Here is a 2,434-nt window from a genome sequence, read left to right as displayed (position 1 = left end):
GCCCCGGTCCCCCACGCCGCCGCCGCCGCGGCCGCCGCGAAGGGCACCAGCGACCTGGACCTGCGCTACCAGAAGTTCGACCCCATTGGCACGGGGCCGCTGGGGACGGTCTTCAAGGGCCGCTACAACGCCCTGGGGTTGGACATCTGCATCAAGGAGCTGAAGGACATCTTCGGCTACTTCTCCTTCCTGCAGCGCGGTGAGGTGCTCAAGCGCCTGAAGAAGGAGCTGTGCGCGCAGGCGCAGGTGCGCCACCCGGGCGTGGTGCAGATCCTCGACCAGAACGTGGACTCGGCGCGGCCCTACTTCGTGGTGGAGCTGATGCGCGGCAGCCTGAAGGAGAAGCTGGAGGCGGCTGGCGGCAAGGGCATTGACGTGCAGCACGCGCTGCGCACCTTCCTGCAGCTGGCGTACGGCTTGAAGGCCGCGCACGCCGCGGGGCTCACCCACCACAACATCAAGCCGGAGAACGTCCTCTTCGACGCGTACGGCAACGCGAAGCTCTCCGACTTCGGCATGAGCCGCGTGGTGGAGGTGGACGCGACGAAGGGCATGCCCCAGGTGTTCGTGGGCACGGGCGGCATGGTCTACATGGCGCCGGAGCTGATGAACAAGGGCGTCCAGGAGGCGGGCCCCGCCGCGGACGTGTACGCCCTGGGCATCCTGCTCTACGAGATGTTCACCGGTCAGATTCCGGGCCGCCGCTCGCCGCTGCCGTCGGAGGTGAACCCGGAGGCGCCCAGCGGGTTGGATCAGCTCTTCGACAAGGCCACGCAGGACCGGCGCGAGCAGCGCTACCCGGACGTGGACGCGATGCTGGCGGACTTCTACAAGGCCTTCCCGGAGCGCGAGTACCTGGATCGCGGCTCGCTCGTCCTGTCGTCGGATCCGCAGGAGTAGCCGTCGGCCGGGCAGGCGGGCCTCCTCGCGAGGCTCGCCCGTCCCCGCATGGACCTGTCAGAGTGCGGTGCGTCATGCACACGCGCCCCTCTGACAGCGTCCTCCTCACCGTCACCGGAAGGGACGGCCCCGACACCACCGTCCGCCTCACCGGCCTGCTCGCGCAAGCGGGCGCGGAGCTGCTCGACGTGGAGCAGGTGGTGGTGCAGGGCCTGCTCACCCTGGCCCTGTGGGTGCGTCTGCCAGGCGGAGAATCCCTCCAGGCGCTCCCTGAGCTGGCCCGGGAGCTGGGCGTCACGGTGGACGTCCGCTCGGTGCCTCCGGCCGTCACGTCTCCAGCGCCGGGGCCAGAGCCGCTGCGCTACGTCGTCACCGCGGTGGGCAAGGCGCTGGGCGTGCACGACGTGCATGCGCTGACGCAGAAGTTGGTGGCGGGGAACGCGCGCGTGGAGCGCATCACCCGGCTGAGCGAGACGCCGCTCGCGGCGGTGGAGCTCCACGTCACGCTGCCGCCGGATGCCGACACGTCAGCGCTCAAGCGCGCGCTGCTGGAGCTGTCCATGGCGAGCCCCACCTTCGATGTCGCCCTCCAGCGCGAGAGCCTCTACCGGCGCGGCAAGCGGATGGTGGTGATGGACATGGACTCCACGCTCATCCGCATCGAGGTCATCGACGAACTGGCGCGTGCCTACGGCGTCCACGCGAAGGTGGCCGCCATCACCGAGCGCGCGATGCACGGGGAGATGGACTACGACGAGTCCCTGCGTCAGCGCGTGGCGCTGCTCGCCGGGCTGGACGCTCGCGTGCTGCACGAGCTGGCCGCGAACCTGCCGCTCACGGAAGGCGCGGAGACGCTCATCCGCGTGCTCCGTCGCCTGGGCTACCGCACCGCGGTCATCAGCGGCGGCTTCTCCGTGGCGGCGGAAGCGCTGCAGAAGCGGCTGGGCATCGACTTCGCGTACTCCAACGTGCTGGAGGTCCAGGACGGGAAGCTCACCGGCCGCACCCTGGGCACCATCGTCAACGCGCGCCGCAAGGCGGAGCTGCTGGAGACGCTGGCGAAGCAGGAAGGCATCCTGCTGGAGCAGGTCATCGCCGTGGGTGACGGGGCCAATGACCTGCTGATGCTGGAGAAGGCGGGGCTGGGCATCGCCTTCCGAGCCAAGCCGAAGCTGCGCGAGGCCGCCGACACGTCCATCTCCGCCGGCGGGCTGGACACCATCCTCACGCTGCTGGGGCTCACCGCGCGCGAGCTGCGCGAGGTGGGCTGAAACAAGCCAGGGTCAGAGGCGCATGCGCGCGGCCAGCTCGCGCTGCTGCACGGCGCCCTTCTCGAAGACGAGCTCCAGCAGGGCGCGGAGGATCTTCGAGCTCTTCTCCTGGTTCTGCTGCACCGTCTGCAGGCGGGCCAGGTCCTCCTCCGTCCACTCGGAGGTGGGCGAGCCGCCCGCGAGGATTTCATCCAGGATGTCCGAGGCGCTGGAGCCCGGGTTCGCGGCGGGCGCGGGGGCCGCGCGCGCGGCGGGGGCCGGGG

The 2,434-nt window shown here is 70.5% G+C and carries 2 protein-coding genes and 1 pseudogene; 2 read left to right on the top strand and 1 reads right to left on the bottom strand.

Annotated features, from left to right (window positions below; translation table 11 throughout):
* Positions 1 to 900, top strand: a 900-nt coding sequence (locus D7V77_RS41560; RefSeq protein ID WP_147452347.1) for a serine/threonine-protein kinase, incomplete at its 5' end; no start/stop codon positions are given.
* 74 nt (positions 901 to 974) lie between these two features.
* Complete coding sequence (serB, locus tag D7V77_RS41555; RefSeq protein ID WP_120581673.1) at positions 975 to 2,171, top strand: phosphoserine phosphatase SerB; 1,197 nt, start codon at positions 975 to 977, stop codon at positions 2,169 to 2,171.
* Between the two features lie 12 nt (positions 2,172 to 2,183).
* Here the strand turns inward: serB and D7V77_RS41550 are convergent.
* A pseudogene (locus tag D7V77_RS41550) lies at positions 2,184 to 2,434 on the bottom strand (hypothetical protein); the annotation flags it as partial.

This window comes from Corallococcus sp. CA041A (genome assembly GCF_003612075.1).
GTDB lineage: Bacteria > Myxococcota > Myxococcia > Myxococcales > Myxococcaceae > Corallococcus > Corallococcus exiguus.
The sequence above is the reverse complement of the archived record's forward strand: the minus strand, read 5'-3'. Positions and strand labels throughout refer to the sequence as shown.

Coding starts and splice junctions, on each gene's coding strand:
- serB (WP_120581673.1), top strand. CDS start 975: ATGCACACGCGCCCCTCTGACAGCGTCCTCCTCACCGTCACCGGAAGG.